This is a genomic window from Acidovorax sp. GW101-11A03 (assembly GCF_059424825.1).
The window spans coordinates 213623-231964 of the sequence record NZ_JBWKZU010000001.1; the positions used below are offsets into that span (position 1 = coordinate 213623).

19 protein-coding genes are annotated in these 18342 nt (G+C 66.7%); 12 read left to right on the forward strand and 7 right to left on the reverse strand.

From position 1 onward, the window contains the following. The first annotated feature begins 40 nt into the window (after positions 1-40). The 7 genes from AC07Z7_RS00965 to AC07Z7_RS00995 all read left to right on the forward strand — a co-directional run bounded on the left by AC07Z7_RS00965 (position 41) and on the right by AC07Z7_RS00995 (position 5057). A complete protein-coding gene (locus tag AC07Z7_RS00965; protein ID WP_494765018.1) occupies positions 41-613 on the forward strand; it encodes a hypothetical protein in 573 nt (190 codons plus the stop codon). Positions 614-626: 13 nt separating this feature from the next. Then, positions 627-1049, forward strand: a complete 423-nt coding sequence (locus tag AC07Z7_RS00970; protein ID WP_494765019.1) for a DUF2752 domain-containing protein — start codon at positions 627-629, stop codon at positions 1047-1049. A 214-nt stretch (positions 1050-1263) separates the two neighbouring features. Continuing rightward, positions 1264-2061: a GntR family transcriptional regulator gene (locus tag AC07Z7_RS00975; protein ID WP_494765020.1), complete on the forward strand. Its 798-nt coding sequence runs from the start codon at positions 1264-1266 to the stop codon at positions 2059-2061. Next, the gene (locus AC07Z7_RS00980) at positions 2058-2879 is read left to right on the forward strand and encodes a transporter substrate-binding domain-containing protein (protein WP_494765021.1); all 822 of its coding nucleotides are present in this window, start codon (positions 2058-2060) and stop codon (positions 2877-2879) included. Before AC07Z7_RS00975 ends, AC07Z7_RS00980 begins: the two co-directional genes overlap by 4 nt. Before the next feature lie 68 nt (positions 2880-2947). Then, positions 2948-3622, forward strand: a complete 675-nt coding sequence (locus AC07Z7_RS00985) for an amino acid ABC transporter permease (RefSeq protein ID WP_494765022.1) — start codon at positions 2948-2950, stop codon at positions 3620-3622. A 3-nt stretch (positions 3623-3625) separates the two neighbouring features. Continuing rightward, positions 3626-4279, forward strand: a complete 654-nt coding sequence (locus AC07Z7_RS00990; protein ID WP_094289993.1) for an amino acid ABC transporter permease — start codon at positions 3626-3628, stop codon at positions 4277-4279. After that, entirely contained in the window at positions 4263-5057 is a 795-nt protein-coding gene (locus AC07Z7_RS00995; RefSeq protein ID WP_494765023.1) for an amino acid ABC transporter ATP-binding protein, read from the forward strand. The genes AC07Z7_RS00990 and AC07Z7_RS00995 overlap by 17 nt, the downstream gene beginning before the upstream one ends. A 129-nt stretch (positions 5058-5186) precedes the next feature. On the opposite strand, the gene AC07Z7_RS01000 is transcribed toward AC07Z7_RS00995, so the two are convergent. Beyond that, on the reverse strand, positions 5187-5552 hold the full coding sequence (locus tag AC07Z7_RS01000; RefSeq protein WP_494765024.1) for an EF-hand domain-containing protein: 366 nt from the start codon (positions 5550-5552) through the stop codon (positions 5187-5189). Positions 5553-5797: 245 nt separating this feature from the next. Here AC07Z7_RS01000 and AC07Z7_RS01005 point away from each other — a divergent pair, with 245 nt between their 5' ends. Together AC07Z7_RS01005 and AC07Z7_RS01010 are read left to right on the forward strand one after the other, a co-directional pair. Continuing rightward, the gene (locus tag AC07Z7_RS01005; protein WP_494765025.1) at positions 5798-6367 is read left to right on the forward strand and encodes a cob(I)yrinic acid a,c-diamide adenosyltransferase; all 570 of its coding nucleotides are present in this window, start codon (positions 5798-5800) and stop codon (positions 6365-6367) included. Positions 6368-6508: 141 nt separating this feature from the next. After that, a complete protein-coding gene (locus tag AC07Z7_RS01010; protein ID WP_494765026.1) occupies positions 6509-7480 on the forward strand; it encodes an IS30 family transposase in 972 nt (323 codons plus the stop codon). 136 nt (positions 7481-7616) lie between these two features. Here the strand turns inward: AC07Z7_RS01010 and AC07Z7_RS01015 are convergent, their stop codons facing one another. The 3 genes from AC07Z7_RS01015 to AC07Z7_RS01025 form a co-directional block, all read right to left on the reverse strand. Next, positions 7617-8768, reverse strand: coding sequence for an ABC transporter substrate-binding protein (locus tag AC07Z7_RS01015; RefSeq protein ID WP_494765027.1), 1152 nt, complete (start codon positions 8766-8768; stop codon positions 7617-7619). A 123-nt stretch (positions 8769-8891) separates the two neighbouring features. Then, the gene (gene scpC, locus AC07Z7_RS01020; protein WP_494765028.1) at positions 8892-10463 is read right to left on the reverse strand and encodes a succinyl-CoA:acetate CoA-transferase ScpC; all 1572 of its coding nucleotides are present in this window, start codon (positions 10461-10463) and stop codon (positions 8892-8894) included. 116 nt (positions 10464-10579) lie between these two features. Next, entirely contained in the window at positions 10580-11869 is a 1290-nt protein-coding gene (locus tag AC07Z7_RS01025; protein ID WP_494765029.1) for a solute carrier family 23 protein, read from the reverse strand. A 147-nt stretch (positions 11870-12016) separates the two neighbouring features. Here AC07Z7_RS01025 and AC07Z7_RS01030 point away from each other — a divergent pair, with 147 nt between their 5' ends. The 3 genes from AC07Z7_RS01030 (at position 12017) to AC07Z7_RS01040 (ending at position 14624) form a co-directional block, all read left to right on the forward strand. Then, positions 12017-12760, forward strand: a complete 744-nt coding sequence (locus tag AC07Z7_RS01030; protein WP_494765030.1) for a zf-TFIIB domain-containing protein — start codon at positions 12017-12019, stop codon at positions 12758-12760. Positions 12761-13182: 422 nt separating this feature from the next. Further along, positions 13183-13386: a hypothetical protein gene (locus tag AC07Z7_RS01035; protein WP_494765031.1), complete on the forward strand. Its 204-nt coding sequence runs from the start codon at positions 13183-13185 to the stop codon at positions 13384-13386. A gap of 317 nt (positions 13387-13703) precedes the next feature. Then, the gene (locus tag AC07Z7_RS01040) at positions 13704-14624 is read left to right on the forward strand and encodes a class I SAM-dependent methyltransferase (RefSeq protein WP_494765032.1); all 921 of its coding nucleotides are present in this window, start codon (positions 13704-13706) and stop codon (positions 14622-14624) included. Positions 14625-14634: 10 nt separating this feature from the next. On the opposite strand, the gene ubiM is transcribed toward AC07Z7_RS01040, so the two are convergent. The 3 genes from ubiM to AC07Z7_RS01055 form a co-directional block, all read right to left on the reverse strand. Continuing rightward, positions 14635-15954 carry a 5-demethoxyubiquinol-8 5-hydroxylase UbiM gene (gene ubiM, locus AC07Z7_RS01045; RefSeq protein WP_494765033.1) on the reverse strand — a complete coding sequence of 440 codons (1320 nt, stop codon included), beginning with the start codon at positions 15952-15954 and terminating at the stop codon, positions 14635-14637. A gap of 236 nt (positions 15955-16190) precedes the next feature. Next, positions 16191-16622, reverse strand: coding sequence for a hypothetical protein (locus AC07Z7_RS01050; RefSeq protein WP_494765034.1), 432 nt, complete (start codon positions 16620-16622; stop codon positions 16191-16193). 117 nt (positions 16623-16739) lie between these two features. Further along, the gene (locus AC07Z7_RS01055) at positions 16740-18281 is read right to left on the reverse strand and encodes a BCCT family transporter (RefSeq protein ID WP_494765035.1); all 1542 of its coding nucleotides are present in this window, start codon (positions 18279-18281) and stop codon (positions 16740-16742) included. Between the last annotated feature and the right edge of the window lie 61 nt (positions 18282-18342).

The following is an 18342-nucleotide window of genomic DNA, read 5'->3' on the forward strand; positions in this document are numbered from 1 at the left end:
TCCGGCGTCTTGTTGACGACTTCAAACAGAGGGGGTTGCCATGGCTTCAGCCAATGTGGGGGACTGCCTGTCGGGTGCCTGGGGCATCTTCAAGAACAACGCCATCACCCATGTGGTGTGCACCTTGCTGGTGATGGTGGTGGCCAGCATCAGCGCGGGCCTGCTGGCCGGGCCCATGGTGGTGGGTTATATGCGCATGATCGATCGCGAGACGCGCGGTGAGGCGGTGCAGATCGGCGACATCTTCCGGGGTTTTGACGACTTTGTGCCCGCGTTTGTGGCCGGTCTCATCAGCTCGCTGGTGGTGTCGCTGGGCTTCATGCTGTGCTTCATTCCCGGCCTGCTGGTCATGGCCCTGCCCCCGGTGGCGCTGTTCCTCGTGGCGCGCGGCGAGCGCGATGGTGTGGCGGCTTTCAACCAGGCCTGGAGCATCGTGACGAAGAACCTGGGCTCGGCGTTTTTCTGTTCACTGGTGCTGGGCATCGTGGGTTCGCTGGGCTTTTTGCTCTGCGGGGTGGGCGCGCTGCTGACGCTGCCGATCTCCACCATCGGCTCCTACTACATGGCGCGCCAACTGGTGGGCGATGAACCGGTGGCACTCCCTCCCCTCTGAACCACACCCGGTGATGGCGCCAGTCGGCAGCCCGCCTGCCTGGCAGCCGCTGGACGGGAGCGCGCGGCGGCTGCGGCTGGCGTGGGGCCCGGGCTGGCCGCTGGCGATGGCCGCCACGCCCTGGTGGCTGGGGCAGGGCGGGCTGGGCCTGGGCTGCGGGTTTCGCGCGCTGACGGGCATGCCCTGCCCGCTGTGCGGCGGCACACATGCCTGTGCAGCCCTGGTCCAGGGCGACTGGGCGGCCGCCTGGGCCGCCAACCCGGGCGCGGTGCTGTTGCTGGTGTGGCTGGTGCTGCTGGCGGGCCAGGCGGTGGTGGAAGGCACGCTGGGCCACCACCGCACGGTGCGCTGGCCGTGGTGGCATCCGGCAGTGCTGGTGGCGGTGGGCGGCGGATTGCTGCTGCCCTGGCTGCTGCGCCTTGCGGGGCTGGCGTAGCCGGGTGCCCAGCCTTCTTTTTCGTTCTTCTTTCTCTATTCCTTTCCAACTTTTCGGGCACGCGCGTGCACCGCTTGTGATGTGCGCGCACCACTTGCATGCAAAGGAGCGTGTCCGTGGTGCCAGGGAACCGCCCGGTGCACAGCCTCCGTGCGCCAGTCTGGTGCATTCAGCTTGTATACCAGTTGGCACGGAACCTGCGATACCGCAGGCAATGACCACCGCCACCGAGATCAGCAACCGCATCATCGAAGCCGTGATGGCGCAAAAGCTCGCGCCCGGCTCCCGCCTGGGCGAGCAGCAGCTGGCCATGCTGTTCGACTGCAGCCGCACCATCGTGCGCGAGGCGCTCACCCGGCTCGCCACACGCGGCATCGTCACCGTCAGTGCCCGGCGCGGCTGGTATGTGATCGAGCCGTCGCAAGACGAAGCGCGCGAGGCCTTCGAGGCGCGCCGCGTGATCGAACTGGGCCTGCTGCACCAGCTCAAGGTGGTGGACAAGACGGCGCTGCGCCAGCTCAAAAGCCACCTGCAGCGCGAAAAGGCTGCGCTGGCGGGCACTGATGTGGGCATGCGCAGCTTTTTGCTGGGCGACTTTCATGTGTGCCTGGCCGAATGCCTGGGCAACAGCCTGCTGGCCGACACGCTGCGCGATTTCACGGCGCGCACCACGCTCATCGCCATGCTCTACCAGTCGTCGCACGATGCGGCGCAGAGCTGCGCCGACCACGTGCGCATCGTCGAGGCGCTGGAGGCGGGCGACATTGCCCGCGCCGAAGCGCTGATGTCCGAACACATCGGCACCGTGCAGTCGGCCCTGCGCCTGCAGGCCAGCAGCGACCCGCTGGCCGGGCTGCGCGATGCGCTGGCACCGGTGCGCAAGAGCCCCGCACAAGCCACCCCACCGGCTCGCGCGCGCAAGCCCCGCGCCACCCCCAAGAGTTCCACCCCCCCAGCGTCTGACCCAGACGCGCCTGCCGACGCATCCACCTACCTAGGAGCCCTGCTATGACCACCGTCCGCACCGTCACCTCGTCCACCCGCCGCCTGACCCTGGGCGTGCTTGCCGCCACCGGCCTCGTAGCAGCGCTAATGGCACCCGCCGCCCACGCGCAGAACGCGCTGGACAACATCCTCAAGGCCAAGGAAATCAAGATTGCCATTCCCACCGACTACCCGCCCTACGGCTTTGTCGGCACCGACCTCAAGCCCCAGGGCCTGGACGTGGAGATGGCCCACTACATCGGCGCCAAGCTGGGCGTGAAGGTCGAGCTGATCCCCGTGACCAGCGCCAACCGCATCCCCTACCTGCAGACGCAGAAGGCCGACCTCGTGATCTCCACGCTGGGCAAGAACCCCGAGCGCGAGAAAGTGATCGACTTCACTGCGGCCTACGCACCGTTCTTCCAGGCCGTGTTTGCGAGCAAGAGCCTGAACATCAAGAGCTTCGCCGACCTGGCGGGCAAGACGGTGGCCGTGACGCGCGGCGCCATGGAAGACCAGGAGCTGGCCAAGGTCGCGCCGCCCGGTGTGGACGTGAAGCGCTTTGAAGACCACGCCGCCAGCATTGCGGCCTTTGTCTCGGGCCAGACGCAGGCCATTGCGACCAGCGCATCGACGGCGGGCACCATCATGGTCAAGAACCCCAATCTGGCCACCGAATACAAGCTGCTCCTCAAGGACAGCCCGAACTTCATCGGTGTGGCCAAGGGCGAGGACAAGCTGCGCCTGCGTGTGAACGAAATCATTGCCGAGGCGCGCAAATCCGGCGACATCGACAAGCTGTCCAGCAAGTGGCTGGGCCGCCCTGCGGGCGACCTGCCCCTGTGATGCGGTGCACAGGATGAATTGCTGAAACCCAAGGGCCTGCGGCGCGACAAGCGGCGCAGGGCACAAGCATGCTGATTGCGCTCGACTTTTCTGCCGTCCTCGCGTCGTGGCCATTGCTGGTGCGCGGCGTGGTCTGGACCATTGGCCTCACCATCGTGGGCACCGTGCTGGGCCTGCTGCTGGGCACGGCCTGCGCCTGGGCGCGTGCGCGCAACCTGGGCCATCGGCCCACTGCGCTGCGCTGGGCTGTGGCCAGCTATGTGGAGTTGGTGCGCAACACGCCCTTCATCGTGCAGCTGTTCTTCCTGTTCTTTGGCCTGCCCGCGCTGGGGCTCAAGCTCACGCCCGAGTTCGCGTCGGTGCTGGCCATGGTGATCAACCTGGGCGCGTACTCGGCCGAGATCATCCGCGCGGGCATCGAGGCCACGCCACATGGCCAGATCGAAGCCGCGCACAGCCTGGCGCTCACGCCGGGCCAGACCTTCCGCCGTGTGGTGCTGCCGCCGGCGCTGCAAAAGGTGTGGCCCGCCATGGTCAGCCAGATCATCATCGTGATGCTGGGCTCGGCCGTGTGCGGGCAGATCTCCACGCCCGAGCTGAGCTACGCCGCCAACCTCATTTCCAGTAACACCTTCCGCGCTTTCGAGGCCTTCATCCTGGCCACGGCGGTGTACCTGGTGCTGTCCATGGCCACGCGCCGATTGCTGATGTGGATCGGCGCACGTTTTCTGGTGGGGAGATAAGCCATGGTGGACTTTTCCTTGTGGGACATCCTGCGCAACCTGCTGCTGGCAGCGCGCTGGACGGTGTCCCTGTCCCTCATCGCCTTCATCGGTGGCGGCCTCGTAGGCCTGGTGCTGCTGGTGCTGCGCCTGTCCAAAGTGCGTGGCGTGGACCGCGCGGTGGGCGCCTATGTGCAGGTGTTCCAGGGCACGCCGCTGCTGATGCAGCTGTTCCTGGCGTACTTCGGCATTGCGCTCTTTGGCATCAAGACCTCGCCATGGACAGCCGCTGCCGTGGCGCTCACGCTCTACACCAGCGCCTACCTCACCGAGATCTGGCGCGGCTGTGTGGCCTCCATTCCCAAGGGGCAGTGGGAGGCCGCGCAGAGCCTGGCGCTCAACTTTGGCGAGCAGCTGCGCCATGTGGTGCTGCCCCAGGCACTGCGCATTGCGGTGCCGCCCACGGTGGGCTTTCTGGTGCAGGTGATCAAAGGCACGGCGCTGGCCTCGGTCATCGGATTTGTGGAGCTGACCAAGGCGGGCAGCATGATCTCCAACGCCACCTACCAGCCCTTCCTCGTTTACGCCTGCGTGGCGTTGCTCTACTTCGCCCTGTGCTTCCCCGTGAGCCTGGTGGCGCAATCGCTTGAAAGGAAACTCCATGGCAACCGCCGTTGAAACCACCCCGGTCCCCGCGCACGATGGCATCGTGGTGGGTGATCCGCCCATCGTGGACATTACGGCCTTGCGCAAGTCCTACGGCAGTAACGAGGTGCTCAAGGGCATTGACCTCAAGGTGCAGCGCGGCGAGGTGATTGCCATCATCGGCAAAAGCGGCTCGGGCAAGAGCACGCTGCTGCGCTGCGTGAACGGTCTGGAAGAGTTCCAGGAAGGCGCGCTTAGCGTCAACGGCCAAAAGCTGTTGCACGACAGCCCCACGGCCATGCGCGCGCTGCGCCAGCAGGTGGGCATGATCTTCCAGAGCTTCAACCTGTTTCCGCACCTCAGCGTGGGCCGCAACATCATGCTGGCGCCCACCTTGGTGAAGGCGCGCGATGCCAAGGCCGCCGAAGCGCAGGCGCGCCAGCTGCTGCAGCGTGTGGGTTTGGCTGAGAAGTTTGACGCCATGCCCGACCAGCTCTCGGGCGGCCAGCAGCAGCGTGTGGCGATTGCGCGCGCGCTGGCGATGGAGCCGCAGGTGCTGCTGTGCGACGAGATCACCTCGGCGCTGGACCCCGAACTGGTGGGCGAGGTGCTGCGCGTGGTGGAGTCGCTGGCGCAGGAAGGCATGACGCTGATGATGGTCACGCACGAGATGGCGTTTGCCCGCAAGGTGAGCGACCGCGTGATCTTCATGCACCAGGGGCGGGTGCACGAGACCGGAGCGCCCGCCGCGCTGTTTGGCAATCCGCAGACGCCGGAGCTGCAGCAGTTCTTGTCGTCGCTGCATGATTGACCGGGCTGCGCAGAACGCGAGAAAAGCGCAAAGGCCTGCCCACGCCCTGGAGGTCCGGCGCAGGCAGGCCTTGCGTTAGGTAGTTGCACCCGCGCTGGTGCGAGGCTCAGCGCGGGCTGTGGAGCGAGGTCAGGATTGAACGCCCTTGTCGAACTCGGCACGTGACAGCGCACCGTTCTTGTCGGTGTCCAGCTCCTTGAAGCGCTGGCTGATGGCAGGCAGGGTGGTGGCTTCTTGCGCACTCAACTGGCCGTCCTTGTTGGTGTCGGCCCGTTCAAAGGCCGCAGCAGCCGTGGTGGGAGCGCTGCTGCCGGGCCCGACAGTGAAACCCGAGCCCGCCTGGGTTGTGCCCTTGCTCTGTGGGCCGAACTGCGGGGGAGACGAAGACGCGGCGGTCTGCGCATGCAATGCACCCATGCCGCCCAGGGAGAGGGCCGCAAAAAGCATCACGCTGCGGGTATCGAACGAATAAGTGCGTCGTTGCAGTGCTTTCATGGGAAGCGAAGCTCCTTCAAAGTTGAACAGGGTTTCATTGCACCGCAGCCGGGCCCTGCACGCCAGCACTCTTGCCTGCTGTTGCCTGGGCCAACATTTGCCTGCGCCATGTAACGGTGGGGGCCCGTTTTGTGTGGTTATGTGGCCGGGATGTGCCAAGACGTAGCTCAGCGGCCCTGTGGTGCTGGCGTGGCTGGCGGAGAATCACGCTTCTCTCTCTTCCACGTTTTCAGCAAGGCACCGCCATGGCCAACCGACTCTCACAGATCGCCACGCGCACCGGCGACGCAGGCACCACGGGCCTGGGCAACAACCAGCGCGTCTCCAAGAACAGCTTGCGCATCCACGCCATGGGGGATGTGGATGAACTCAATTCCCACATCGGCCTGCTGTTGTGCGAGCCCATGCCCGATGGCGTCCGCACCCTGCTGGTCGAGGTGCAGCACCAGCTGTTCAACCTGGGCGGCGAGCTGTCGATTCCGGGCTTTGAACTGCTCAAGGCCGACGCGGTGCTGGCGCTGGACGAGGCCCTGGCCCACCACAACGCCGCGCTGCCGCGCCTGCAGGAGTTCATCCTGCCCGCGGGCACGCGCGCTGCATCGCAAGCGCACATCTGCCGCACTGTGGCCCGCCGTGCCGAACGCGCCGTGGTCGCCCTGGGCAACGAAGAGGCCCTGAACGACGCCCCGCGCCAGTACCTCAACCGCCTCTCCGACCTGATGTTCGTGCTCGCCCGGGTGCTCAACCGCATGGACGGCGGTGACGATGTGTACTGGAAAAGCGAGCGCCTGGCGCAGCAGAATGCTACTGAATAGATAGCTATCAAGGCATGATGATCGCGCGGTAGCGGCAAATTTCACGGCGGTTTAAACAACGAAGTGCACGCAGCCCAAAGGTAGGCCCAGACAAGTAAGTGAAGATGACTTGTGTGACCTGCCAGTCAACCCAAGTGCACCATGAACTACACCCATCTGAGCCAAAGCGAACGTTACCAAATCCAATGCCTTCGCGACCTGGGGCTGTCGATCACGCAGACAGCCCTGCGCCTGGGGCGCCACCGCAGCACCATTGCCCGCGAGATCCGGCGCAACAGCGGCGCCAGCACTGCGTACCAAGCCCACAGTGCCCATCAGCAGGCTCTTGCGCGCCAAAGTGGCCAGACCAACGCTCAGCGCTTTGACGGTGCCCAGTGGGCGCTGGTGCTGTCGTATCTGCAGCTGGACCTGTCGCCCCAGCAGGCAGCCGCCCGCCTGGGGCTGGAAAGGCGCCTGCGCATCAGCCACACCTGCATCTATAACCGGCTGCGCCGCATGGGACAAGCTGCACCGCGCCTGCGTTGCGGCCAGCGCCGACGCAAGACACCCTCGGGTGCGGGGCAACTGCGCGATCGCGTGGGCATCGCACAGCGCCCCGCCATCGTGGACAAGCGAGCGCGCCTGGGTGACTGGGAGGGCGACACCATCGCCTCGGGCGCGGGTGGGCTGGCAGGGCTGGTGACCCTGACCGAGCGGCGCTCGCGCTACACACTGGCGCAGCATGTGCAGCGGCGCCAGGCCGAGCCGGTGGGCCAGGCCATCATCGAAATGCTCAGGCCCCATCCCAGGCGCCGCCACACCCTGACGCTGGACAACGGCAAGGAGTTCGCCGAGCACAGGTGGGTGCATAGACGCCTGAAGACGAAGGTGTACTTCGCCGATCCGCACAGCCCCTGGCAGCGTGGGCTCAACGAGAACCACAATGGGCTGCTACGCCATTACTTCCCCAAGGGCAGCGATTTGGGCATGGCCAGCGAGCAAGAGGTGCTCCAAGCCGTGTACCGGCTCAACCACCGACCCCGCAGATGCCTGGGCTGGAAGACTCCGCATGAGGTGTTCCATGGCTACAAAGTGACGCCACTTACACTGGGGACTGGCGCACTTCGTTGTTGAAACCGCCGGTCGATTACAGCGGCCAGTCGCCCTATGTGGGCTCGCGCTTCATCGACCTCGGGGTGCTCAACGGCGCGGGCCGTTTCCTGGGCTGAGCCGCAGCCATGGCCCGCCTGGCGGCGGGCATGGCACCGGGTCAGCCGATAAAACGACCGTTGGCGCCCATCACGCCCAGGTCCAGAAAACGCGATCCCACATAGGGCGCACCGCCCGCGTAGTCGATGGACAGGCCGCCCAGGTCATTGCTGCGGATGCCTGCGAGGGCGTTGCGCAGCTTGGCGCGCGTCAGGTCGCGGCCGGCGCGCTCCAGGCCCTCGGCCAGCACGCGGGCGTTCACATAGCCTTCAAAGCTGCGGGCCGAAAACTCCTGGTAGCCCAGTGCGCGCATGGCCTTCTGGTAGTCGCGCACCACGGCAAAGCTGGTGCGGGCCGCGTCGGGCAGCACCATCGACAGCGCAATGCCCGAGGCCTTGCCGCCCAGCTGGCGCAGGTTGTCACCCGACAGCGCCACGCTGGTGGCGGCCAGCGGCGTGCTGGGCGAGACCTTCTTGAACTCATTGACCAGTGTGGCGGTGATGTCGCCTGCCGTGCCCAGCAGCACCGTGTTGGGCTTGGTGGCCACCGCCTGCTTGACCACTTCGGCGGTCTGCGCGCCCTGTGCGTCGAGCTTGAAGGCCTTGGGCGCAGGCTGCTTGGCTGCTGCCATCGCCTTGTTCACATCGGCCAGAAACTCGCGGCCAAAGGCCGTGTCCTGGTAGACGATGGCCAGATCGGTGATGCCCATGGCCACCAGCTTCTGTGTGAGGCGCTGGGCCTCGTCGGTGTAGCTGGCGCGCACGTGGAACACCGAGCGGTATTCGGCCTTGCGCAGCGATGTGGCACCGCTTTGCGGGGCCACGTAGGGGATCTGCGCCTCGTCCACCAGCGGCAGGATGCGCTGGTTGTTGGCCGTGCCCATGCAGGAGATCAGCGACACCACATTGGCGTCGGCAATCAGCTTGCGCACGTTGTCTTCGGAGCGCGCCGCGTCGTAGCCATCGTCCATGGCCAGCAGCTTGATCTCACGGCCGTGGATGCCCTTGGCGTTGGCCTGCGCAAAACCTGCATCCAGCCCCTGCTTCAGTTCCTTGCCCAGGCTGGCCAGCGCACCGCTGGTGCCCAGAGAGCAGCCAATGGTCACGCTCTTGGCGTCCATGGGGTCTTGCACGCCCACGGCGCGCGACGAGGTGGCAAGCAGCAGGCCGGTGCTGGCGGCCACGAGGGATTGGGTGAATTGACGGCGTTGCATGGTGAAAAACGGGCAGACAAAAAAGCCACCAGCCCCGGGCACGGGCTGGTGGATGTTGAACAGGGGAGGTCGCTAGACCTAGGGTTAACCCTGATTTTATCTGCCCAAGCTGCCGTTTCGCTGTCAAAGGCCTGCGGGCTGGGGGGCGATCTTTACGCCGGGTTGGGGGGGGGGCGCTGCCGCGCGCATGCTGCCCGTCTCCACATACCGCTGGTGCCACGACAACGCTTCATTCAGCAGGTGCGGTGTGTGCTGGCCCACGGCGCCGCGTTTTGCGCGGGCCACGTAGTCGTGCAGCGCAGGGCGGAAGTCGGGGTGCGCGCAGCGGTCGATGATGATCTGCGCCCGTTGCGAGGGCGAGTGCCCACGCAGGTCGGCCAAACCCTGCTCGGTCACAAGGATCTGCACATCGTGCTCGGTGTGGTCCACATGCGAGGCCATGGGCACGATGCACGAGATGCTGCCATTCTTGGCCAGCGAGGGTGTCATGAAGACCGACAGGTAGGCGTTGCGCGCAAAGTCGCCCGAGCCGCCGATGCCATTCATGATGGCCGAGCCCATGACGTGGGTGCTGTTCACGTTGCCGTAGATGTCGGCCTCGATCATGCCGTTCATCGCGATCAGGCCCATGCGGCGGATCAGCTCGGGGTGGTTGCTGATCTCCTGCGGGCGCAGCACGATGCGCTGCTTGTAGAACTCGATGCGGTCGTTGAAGTCCTGCATGGCGGCCGGGCTCAGCGACAGCGCGGTGGCCGAGGCGCTGGCCAGCTTGCCCGAGCGCAGCATGTCCAGCATGCCGTCCTGCAGCACCTCGGTGTAGGCCGTGAGGTTCTCGAACGGGCCGTTGTTCAGCCCCGCGAGCACCGCATTGGCGATATTGCCCACGCCCGACTGCAGCGGCAGCAGGTCTTTGGGCAGGCGGCCCTTCTTCACCTCGTGCTGCAAGAACTCGATGATGTGGCCCGCGATGCGGTTGGAGGTGTCGTCCGGCGCGGCATACACACTGTTGCGATCGGGCTGGTTGGTCATCACCACCGCGATCACCTTGGACGGGTCGCAGCGCAGATAGGGCTCACCGATGCGCTCGTCGGGCCGCGTCATGGGGATCGGCTTGCGGTGTGGCGGCAGGTCGGTGCCGTAGTAGATGTCGTGCATGCCTTCCAGCTTGGGGTTGTGCCAGGCATTCACCTCCAGGATGATTTTGTCGGCCTGGTCCAGCCAGGTCTTGTTGTTGCCGACCGAGGACGAGGGGATCAGTCGTCCGTCGGGCAACACGCCCGCCACCTCGACCACGGCCACATCCAGCTTGCCAAGAAAGCCAAACCACACAAACTGCGCCACGTGCGACAGGTGGATGTCCACATACTGCATCTGCCCCGCATTGATCTGGCGGCGCACCGTGGGGTCGGACTGGTAGGGCAGGCGCATCTCGATGCCATCCACCTGGGCCAGCGCGCCGTCCAGCTCGGGCGCGGTGCTGGCCCCCGTCCACAGCCCGATCTTGAAACCATGGCCCTGCGCGTTCAGGCTCTCGATGCGGCGCGCCAGCGCGCCGGGCACGGCCTTGGGGTAGCCCGCGCCGGTGAATCCGCTCATGCCCACATGGGCACCGGCAGGAATCAGGGCGGCCGCCTCGTCGGCAGACATCGTGCGGGAGAGAAAGTCGGGGTACAGCACCCGATCGGCCAGGGACATGAACAAACTCCGCAAAAAGAAAAAGGCCACCCGCCCGGTGAGCGGATGGCCCTGTGGACAAAACCCAGGATGCTAGCGGTCGTTGCTTACAAAATCAGGGTTAACCCTTGCATGATTCATTGGCCTTTGCGATTGAGCAAGGCATACAGCAGGATCGCGCCGAACGTGGCCGTGCCAATGCCGCCCAACGCAAACTGGCCGAACTTGAGCGTGAAGTCGCCCGTGCCCAGGATCAGGGTGATGGCCGCCACGATGAGGTTCTTGTTCTGCGAAAAATCCACCTTGTTGTCCACCCAGATCTTGGCGCCCGCCACCGCGATCAGGCCAAACACCACGATGGACACGCCGCCCATCACCGGCAGCGGAATCGTCTGGATCAGCGCGCCGAACTTGGGGGAAAAACCCAGCACCAGCGCAAACACACCCGCCAGCAAAAACACGGCGGTGGAGTAGATCTTGGTCGCCGCCATCACGCCGATGTTCTCGGCATAGGTCGTCACGCCCGTGCCGCCTGCGGCGCCGCTCACCATCGTGGCCACGCCGTCGCCGATGAACGCGCGGCCCATGTAGCGGTCCAGGTCCTGGCCCGTCATGGCCGTCACGGCCTTGATGTGGCCCAGGTTCTCGGCCACCAGAATGATGGCCACAGGCGCAATCAGCAGCATGGCATTGGCCTCGAACACCGGCGCGGCAAAGTTGGGCAAACCAAACCACGCGGCGTTGGCGAGGATGGAGAAGTCCATCGGCTTGCCCAGCCCCAGGCCATTGGCCAGCACCGCGTAGATGATGCTGGCCACGATCAAGCCCACCAGAATCAGCAGGCGCTGCACCATGCCACGTGTGAGCACCGCTACCAGGCCCACGCTCACAAAGGTCACCACCTGCATCCAGCTGTCGAAGTTGCTGGCCGCCATGTTCTTGATGGGGATGCCCGCCAGGTTCAGGCCGATCACCGCCACCACCGAGCCCGTGACCACGGGCGGCATGAAGCGCTCGATCCAGCCCGTGCCCACCGCCTGCACCAGCGCGCCAATCAGCGTGTAGAGCAAGCCGCAGGCGATGATGCCGCCCAGCGCCACGGCAATGTTGGCATTGGGCCCCTGGCCCGCATAGCCCGTGGCCGCAATCACCACACCAATGAACGCAAAGCTCGACCCCAGGTAACTGGGCACCTTGCCGCCTGTGACCAGGAAGAAGATCAGCGTGCCGATGCCGCTCATCAAGATCGCCACGTTGGGGTCAAAGCCCATCAGGATGGGCGCCAGCACCGTGGCGCCAAACATCGCAATCACGTGCTGCACCCCCATCACCGCCGTCTGCGGCCAGGGCAGCCGCTCATCGGGCGCAATCACCCCACCTTGTTGCAGCACCTCAGCGCTTTTTGTGCGCCAGTTCATGAATCCCATCTTGTTGGTTCCTTGTTGTTGAGGCGCGAATGCTAGTGGATGGGCAGGGCGTTGCCGTGAACCTGCGCGTCATGCGCCCGGCGTCCGCCTTGTGCCGGGTTAGCATTTGCGCCAATCCCCGCTCTGCCGCCTACAGGCACCGCCGCCATGCACCCTCTGCCGTCCTGCCCCTCCTGCCGCCAGCCCATGGAGGCCCACCGGTTCACCAGCAACCAGGGGCACACGCTGGAGCTGGACATCTGTTTTGCCTGCCAGGGCCTGTGGTTCGACCGGCACGAAAACCTCAAGCTCGCGCCCCAGTCGGTGGTCGAGCTGTTCCGCCTGTTGCACGAACACCGCACCGACCAGCACCAGCCCCTGGCAGAACGCATGGCCTGCCCGCGCTGCAACACCAGCCTGGCCAAGGGTTTTGACGTGGTGCGCAGCGGCCGCTACATGATCTACCGCTGCGGGCGCCAGCACGGCCGCTTCAGCAGCTTCTCGTCCTTCATGGTCGAAAAAGGCTTTGTGCGCCACATGACGCGCCCCGAGATCGACGACCTGGCCAAACGCGTGGGCGCCATCTACTGCACCAGCTGTGGCGCCCCCGTGGACATCCGCAAGGACCACGCCTGCCCCTACTGCCGCGCTGCCTTCTCCCTCATCGACCCCGACGCCGTGGTGCGCGCCATGGAGGGCTACGCCAAGGCCAGCAGCGAGCGTTCCACCCACGCCACCCCCTCGGTGGACATCGGCGACGCCCTGGTGGCCCTGGAGCGCGACCGCAGCCGCGCCGAGCGCGAGCGGCAAAAGCGCGCATTCACCAGCAGCAGCGATGCTGCCGACAGCTCATTCACGGGCGACCTGGTAGCGGCGGGGGTGGCGTTGGTGTGGGCGCTGGTGAAGGACTAGTGGGCACCAGGGCGTATGAGGCTGGACGCGCTGGCAGCCCCGCAGCCGCGCTGGCATTCCTGGGTTTGAAGCCAAATTGGGCGTTTCCGCCTGATAGGTAAGCGCTGATAGCTATCAATTCAGGAGCTTCTGACAGCCGCAAGCCCGCACTTGGGAGTGGGCTGTACTTCAGCTTGCATCCTCCGCTTCGGGATGCGACAGCTACCTTCACGTCCCTGACACGTTCCGGCGGCGCAGATCGTCAACAAATGTCATGCCTCCTTCTCACAGGTGTTGGGCAGAGGTATCTTTCAAATCGCACTTCCCGATCCTTTGCAGGCAGTCAAAAAGCGACAAGGCGCTGCATGGGGTTCCGCCAAATGGCGCAAAGGGGAGTCTCCAAAAAACATCCAAACATTCATCCCAATCAACCCACCAGCAGCATGACCGTCGAACACAGAAGAGGCGCGGAGCGGCGCAGCGGCAAAGATCGCCGCCAGATCGACAATGGCCCTCCCACCAATTTCGAGCGCCGCCGCGCAGTCGAAGCGAGGCAGCCAGAGCTGATAGAGGTGCATATGAGCGAGGACGAGATCCGCGCGCTGGGGTTCGTGTTTGAACAAGCCACGGCTTCAGCGAACGGCTGAGGCCGGTACACCCTGTTGTGTCATGGCGCTGCGCGCGTGCTCAAGGCCTCGCAGTGCGGGTTGAGGAGCACCTCGGTGGACATCGGCTATGCCGTGGTGGCGGCGGGGTGGCGCTGGTGAAGGCTTAGCGGGTTGCCCCCAGTCGCTGGGCACTGGCGGGCCACAATGTGTTGACATACCGCAGCGCGTGTTGCGGCCATTCGCCACGTTGCGTAGCGGAGCGATCAGAATGGCGTGGCAAGCCGTTCAAGGGCCCAGATTCCGGGCCTCCCGCATCCCACCCCACCGTGGCGCCCGCTGCCACAGGAGGAGCGCCCGTGCCGCAGACCCCCGCCCGACGCCGTGTTCGACCGCCGCGCAGCCCCGTGCCGCATGTGGCCCCGGCCAGCCGCTCTCCTGCCAACAACCTGCTGCAGAGCGCCCACCTGCACCCCGTGCCCAGCACCCTGCTGATCCCGCTGGCGGCGCGGGCGCGGGGGGCGCGCTACTTTCCGTGGCTGGACTGCCGCGATGCCGTGGCGGGCGAGCTGCTGCAGCGCCTGGGCGCCGATGTGGATGCGCTGCTGGACGACCTGCCTACGGTGTTCCAGGTGCTGTGGCGCACCGGGGCCGTCAAGGCGGCGGGGCGCGCTTTTTTTGCGGCGCACCCGCAGGGCCTGGGGGCCAACCTGGGGTGTGGGCTCACGCAGCATTTCCAGTGGCTGGATGCGGGTGCCAACCGGTGGCTGGATGCCGACCTGCCCGAGGTGATGGCGCTGCGCCAGCAACTGCTGCCGGTGCAAGGCCCGCGCATGCGGCAGGCCGATGTGGACCTTGCCCAGCCTGGCTGGTGGCAGCGCCTGCGGTTGCCGTCGCGCAGCAACGCACAGCCGGTGCTGCTGGTGTGCGAAGGTGTGCTGATGTACCTGCAGCCCGCGCAGGTGCAGGCCGTGCTGGCCGAGTTTGCGCAGTGTGCGCCCCCCGACTCGCGCATGGTGCTGGATGTGCTGACGCGCCAGGCCGTGGGCTGGGCCGCCCGGCACCCCAGCGTGGGGCCCACGGGGGCCGAATTCTGCTGGGGCGTGGGCCGCATGGCCGAGCTGGCGGCTGCGCATCCGCGCCTGCGTCTGCTGCGCGAGCAGAGCGTGGCCGAGGCTTACGGTTGGGCGGGGCTCGGTTTAGATGCGCTGTGGCAGCACTGGCTGGGGGCACCGCCGTATGGGGTGGCAACGCTGGGGGTAGGGGATGGCTCCCCCTGAGCCGCAGTAGCTAGTTTTTTCGCAATTCTGCCAACTGCCCGGGCGCCAGCACCCGCATCCACGCGGGGGCCTGGCCCGTGAGCTGCCCCACGATGGCCGCCTGCAGCGGCGGCAGGCGCCGCGCGCCCTGCAGCACCAGCTGGCGCAGCAGGCGCGGTACCGGGCGGGCGTCGGTGTACAGGCGCACGATGGCGTTGGTGCCCTGGTAGATGGGCCAGGCGTGGCGGTGGTGGCCCTGGGCGTAGGGCGCGAGTGCGTCGGCGCTGCCGATGTCCTGCCCGCGCTGGCGCGCGCTGACCAGCGCGGCGGTGAGCCGCTCCACCCCGGCCAGGCCCAGGTTGTAGCCATGGGCCGTCACGGGGTGCATCCCCACGGCGGCGTCGCCCAGCAGCGCACAGCGGTGGCCCGCAAAGCGCTGCGCATACACGGCGACCAGCGGATAGGCATGACGTTCGCCCACCAGGGCCATGGGGCCCAGCCGGTTGTTGAACTGGGCCTGCACCTGGGCGGTGAAGGCCTCGGGGGTCTGCGCCATCAGCGCGGCGGCGTCGGCCGCACCCGCCGTAACCACCACCGAGCACAGCGCATGCCCTTCGTGTGGGTCGTCCGGCAGCGGCAGCACGGCCAGGGTGCGGTCGTAGCCAAAGCACTCGTGCGCTACGCCGCCGTGGGGCTGTGTGTGGCGCATGCGGCAGACGATGACGGTGCGGCCAAAGTCGGTCATCTGTGCGCCGATGCCCAACTGGCGGCGTGTGGCCGAGAAGCGGCTGTCGGCGGCCACCAGCAGCGGTGCCGTCAGGCGCTGGGGCGTGGTGGGGTCGCCGGGGGCTGTGCTGGCAGGTACGCAGTCCAGCTCGGCATGGCCGGGCAGCGTGGCCACGCGGGTGACCTGGGTGCCGGTCAGCAGGCGCACGCCCGGCATGTGCGCCGCCACGGTGTGGGCCGTGCGGCGCAGTGCATGGTTGGGCACGATAAAGCCCAGCGGGCCGGGGGCTGCGGCACCAGAAGCGCCACCCTGGGCGCTGCTGGTCGTGTTCAGCTGCAGCGCACTGTGGCGGCCCAGCGGGCCGTCGTGCACCTGGGCCTCCACGATCTGGCCCACTTCGTGGTCTGCCAGATGGGCCCAGGTGCCCAGCCGCTGCAGCGTGGCCCGGCTGGGGTGGGTGAGGGCGATCTCGCGGCCGTCGGGCGCGGGCTGGGCCAGGGCGCTGTCGCTCTGCTGCTCCACCACCGTGGCGGTGAAACCGGCCTGGGCCAGGGAGATGGCCAGCGACAGGCCCGCCGGGCCTGCGCCGACGATGAGCACGTCGCTGTGGTGGGTGGTGGTCATGGCAGGGGGAAACCTAACGGGGCCGAACAAGAGCCCAAGCGCCTGCGATTGTGGGCGCAGCCCGCGCGGCGGGGTTTGCCCTGGGTCAAGCGGCCGTGCAGGTGATTGCTATTGAAATAATAGCTATTTGGGCAATGCCAGTGCGCGGTAGCGGCCCAAAAACCTTCAAATTTCTGAACCCCGGGCCTGCGTTGCGCAAGGTGGGCTCGTCCCCACCGTCCCCACCGCTCAGCCGTTCAGTCCTTGGCAACCTTGCGCGTGCCCCTGGCCGGTTTCTTCTTGGCCGTGCCTGCCTTCTTGCCGCGCAGGTGCAGCCCCCAGGTCACCAGCAGCCACAGATAGGACGCGGGGATGCTGTACGCAGCAAAGGCGGCCAGCGACAGCGGCGGCGCGGTGATGGAGCGCGGGTTGGCAATGGTCGCCAGCAGCTGGCGTGTGCCCGTGCCCACTTCGGGCGTGGTGTGCTGGCTGCCCGAACGTGCCATGAGCGCGCCCATGAAGGTGAAGAACTCCATGAGCAGCGCGCCAATCAGAAAACACGCGGCCAGGGCCAGCAGCTGCGCAAACGCCCGGCGGTTGCCCTTGGCCAGAAAAACGATGGCCGACACCAGCACCAGGGCGGGCAGCACAAGGACCACGGCGGGCCAGGCGGACAGGAGCAGGGGCATGGGAGTCGGTACCGGTATCAGCCGCGAAGCAACAAGAGGAGACAGAAGGACGCTGGGACGGGTGTGGCTGCGGATGATAGACGCATGCGCACCGCCCCTCGCGCCCATGGCGCCGGGCTACGGCTGCGGCTGCGGTGGCGTGGCCGGGCCTGCCATTTCGCGCAGGCGGCGGCGCAGTGCGCGGTCGCGGCGGTCTTCGGCCTCCCAGTCGGCCTTCACGCCGCGCCACAGCGCCAGCGCCATGAGCAGGATCACGGCGGTGAAGGGCAGGGCGAACACGATGGTGGCGGTCTGCACCGCCTTCACGCCCCCGGCCAGCAGCAGGCTCACGGCAATGCCCGAGATGAGCAGGCCCCAGACCACCTTGACGCGCGCGGACGGGTTCTCGTTGCCCCGGGTGCTCATCATGCCCAGCACCAACACGGCCGAGTCGCCCGAGGTGACGAAGAACACCACCACCAGCACCGTGGCCACCCCCGACATCAGCGCGCCCCAGGGCAGCGCGTGGAACAGCGAGAACAGCGCGGTGGAGACATCGGCGTTGACCGCATCGGCAATGGGCACGCCCTGCATGATCTGCAGGTGCAGCGCCGTGCCGCCAAACACCGAGAACCACACAAACGCCGCCAGCGTGGGCGCCAGCACCGTGCCCAGGATGAACTCGCGGATGCTGCGCCCGCGCGAGACGCGTGCGATGAACAGGCCCACAAACGGCGACCAGCTCACCCACCAGGCCCAGTAGAACACCGTCCAGCCGCTCACCCAGCCGCTGTCGCGGAAGGGCGTCATGCGCAGGCTCATGCGCACAAACTCGCTCAGGTAGCTGCCCAGCGTGTTGGTAAAGGTGTCGATGATCACCACCGAGGGCCCCAGCGTGAACACCGCCAGCGCCAGCAGCCCCGCGATGATGAGGTTGAAGGTGGACAGCCACTTGATGCCGCGCGCCACGCCCGACACGGCCGAGGCGAGGAACAGCACCGTGGTCACCCCGATGATGCCGACCTGCCAGGCTTCATTCACCGGCACGCCCATCGTGGCGGCCAGGCCGCTGTTGATCTGCAGCGCTCCCATGCCCAGCGATGCCGCCACGCCGAACGCAGTGGCGATCACCGCGAGCACATTGACCACCGGGCCGATGCGCTGCAGCGGCGCCCAGGGCAGGGCCATCACGGCGGTGCTGACCAGCGCCGAGCCGCCTTTGCGGAACTGAAAGAACGCAATCGCCAGCGCCACGATGCTGTACACCGCCCAGGGGTGCAGCCCCCAGTGGAAGAAGCTGTAGCGCATGGCCGCGTTGGCGGCCTCGGGCGTGTGTGGCGCGATGCCGGGCGGCGGCGTGCCGTAGTGCGAGATGGGCTCGGCCACGCCCCAGAACACCAGGCCAATGCCCATGCCCGCCGCAAACAGCATGGCAAACCACGCGCCGATGGAGAACTCGGGCTCGTCGTCTTCCTGGCCCAGCTTCAGGTCGCCGTAGCGGCTGAACGCCAGGATGAGCGCCATCACCACCAGGCCCAGCACCACCCACAGGTAGAACCAGCCGAAGTTGCGCGTGATGGCAGCCAGGGCCGTGTCGAACACGGCGCCGAGCGAGTCCGGCGCCGCCACGCCCCAGAGCACGATGGCGAGGATCAGCCCCGCCGAGATAAGAAGTTCCATGGATCACCTTTCTTCTGCTGAATCGACAAGGAGATGCGCGGCGCCTTGTGCCGGGCTTTGC

What these genes read in the sequence shown, in the direction of transcription:
- AC07Z7_RS01025 (WP_494765029.1), bottom strand. Translation starts at nt 11,869, where the DNA reads ATGGGATTCATGAACTGGCGCACAAAAAGCGCTGAGGTGCTGCAACAA.
- AC07Z7_RS01035 (WP_494765031.1), top strand. Translation starts at nt 13,183, where the DNA reads ATGACCGTCGAACACAGAAGAGGCGCGGAGCGGCGCAGCGGCAAAGAT.
- AC07Z7_RS01000 (WP_494765024.1), bottom strand. Translation starts at nt 5,552, where the DNA reads ATGAAAGCACTGCAACGACGCACTTATTCGTTCGATACCCGCAGCGTG.
- AC07Z7_RS01015 (WP_494765027.1), bottom strand. Translation starts at nt 8,768, where the DNA reads ATGCAACGCCGTCAATTCACCCAATCCCTCGTGGCCGCCAGCACCGGC.
- AC07Z7_RS00985 (WP_494765022.1), top strand. Translation starts at nt 2,948, where the DNA reads ATGCTGATTGCGCTCGACTTTTCTGCCGTCCTCGCGTCGTGGCCATTG.
- AC07Z7_RS00970 (WP_494765019.1), top strand. Translation starts at nt 627, where the DNA reads ATGGCGCCAGTCGGCAGCCCGCCTGCCTGGCAGCCGCTGGACGGGAGC.
- scpC (WP_494765028.1), bottom strand. Translation starts at nt 10,463, where the DNA reads ATGTCCCTGGCCGATCGGGTGCTGTACCCCGACTTTCTCTCCCGCACG.
- AC07Z7_RS01055 (WP_494765035.1), bottom strand. Translation starts at nt 18,281, where the DNA reads ATGGAACTTCTTATCTCGGCGGGGCTGATCCTCGCCATCGTGCTCTGG.
- ubiM (WP_494765033.1), bottom strand. Translation starts at nt 15,954, where the DNA reads ATGACCACCACCCACCACAGCGACGTGCTCATCGTCGGCGCAGGCCCG.
- AC07Z7_RS00975 (WP_494765020.1), top strand. Translation starts at nt 1,264, where the DNA reads ATGACCACCGCCACCGAGATCAGCAACCGCATCATCGAAGCCGTGATG.
- AC07Z7_RS01005 (WP_494765025.1), top strand. Translation starts at nt 5,798, where the DNA reads ATGGCCAACCGACTCTCACAGATCGCCACGCGCACCGGCGACGCAGGC.
- AC07Z7_RS01010 (WP_494765026.1), top strand. Translation starts at nt 6,509, where the DNA reads ATGAACTACACCCATCTGAGCCAAAGCGAACGTTACCAAATCCAATGC.
- AC07Z7_RS00995 (WP_494765023.1), top strand. Translation starts at nt 4,263, where the DNA reads ATGGCAACCGCCGTTGAAACCACCCCGGTCCCCGCGCACGATGGCATC.
- AC07Z7_RS00965 (WP_494765018.1), top strand. Translation starts at nt 41, where the DNA reads ATGGCTTCAGCCAATGTGGGGGACTGCCTGTCGGGTGCCTGGGGCATC.
- AC07Z7_RS01050 (WP_494765034.1), bottom strand. Translation starts at nt 16,622, where the DNA reads ATGCCCCTGCTCCTGTCCGCCTGGCCCGCCGTGGTCCTTGTGCTGCCC.
- AC07Z7_RS00980 (WP_494765021.1), top strand. Translation starts at nt 2,058, where the DNA reads ATGACCACCGTCCGCACCGTCACCTCGTCCACCCGCCGCCTGACCCTG.
- AC07Z7_RS01030 (WP_494765030.1), top strand. Translation starts at nt 12,017, where the DNA reads ATGCACCCTCTGCCGTCCTGCCCCTCCTGCCGCCAGCCCATGGAGGCC.
- AC07Z7_RS00990 (WP_094289993.1), top strand. Translation starts at nt 3,626, where the DNA reads ATGGTGGACTTTTCCTTGTGGGACATCCTGCGCAACCTGCTGCTGGCA.